This is a genomic window from Mesorhizobium sp. (assembly GCF_004962245.1).
Lineage (GTDB): Bacteria > Pseudomonadota > Alphaproteobacteria > Rhizobiales > Rhizobiaceae > Mesorhizobium.
Genome location: NZ_SUHQ01000097.1, coordinates 1 through 851 on the forward strand (window position 1 = coordinate 1; position 851 = coordinate 851).

Here is an 851-nt window from a genome sequence, read left to right on the forward strand (position 1 = left end):
TAGGTTGAGAACTCATACAATTGACTGATTTTCATTGATATTCTTCGCCCTCAATGAGTCGCTGGAGGCCGAAGTGATGTCGAAGAGCTTATTTTGGTTGTCGGATGAGGCGTGGAGTGCGATGGAACCGCATCTTCCTCGCGGCAAAGCGGGGAAACCTCGGGTTGATGATCGCAGGGTGATTTCGGGCATCCTGCATGTTCTCAAGACCGGCTGCCGCTGGCGCGACGTGCCTGCAGCCTATGGTCCGCCAACCACAATCTACAATCGCTACAACAGGTGGTCGCAGCGCCGCATCTGGCAGCGTATCTTCGAGAAGATGGCGGCTGCCGGGCCCGTTCCGGATGAGCTTTCCATCGATAGCAGCCACGTCAAGGCGCATCGCTCTGCGGCAGGCTCAAAAAGGGGGAATTCTCGGAAGCGATTGGCCGCTCGCGTGGTGGAAGAACGAGCAAAATCCATGCTTTGGCCGATGATCGCGGCCGACCGGTCGCCTTCGCGCTGACGCCGGGCAACATCGCCGACATCACCATGGCCATTCCCTTGATCGGCATGGTGGCCAAGCCCAAAAGGCTACTGGCCGACAAAGCCTATGATGCCGACAGTCTGCGCAATTGGCTGAAGCGGGCCAAGATCAAGGCGGTCATTCCATCAACTGCCGCACGGCGCACGCCCTATCCGCTCGATCACAAGGCATATCGCCGACGAAACCTCATCGAGCGCATGTTCTGCAAGCTCAAGAACTGGCGCCGCATCGCAACACGATACGATCGCCATGCACAGAACTACCTCTCAGCCCTCGCTCTCGCCGCAATCATTTCAGCCTGGATCTGAATGAGTCCTCAACCTAG

The 851-nt window shown here is 57.6% G+C and carries 1 protein-coding gene; it reads left to right on the forward strand.

What is annotated here, in order from left to right; all coding sequences use genetic code 11:
* The first annotated feature begins 76 nt into the window (after nt 1-76).
* A protein-coding gene (locus tag E5X88_RS33505) for an IS5 family transposase (protein WP_292168557.1) occupies nt 77-834 on the forward strand; the annotation gives its coding sequence in 2 pieces (ribosomal slippage) (nt 77-404 and nt 404-834; 759 coding nt in all).
* The last annotated feature ends 17 nt before the right edge of the window (nt 835-851 follow it).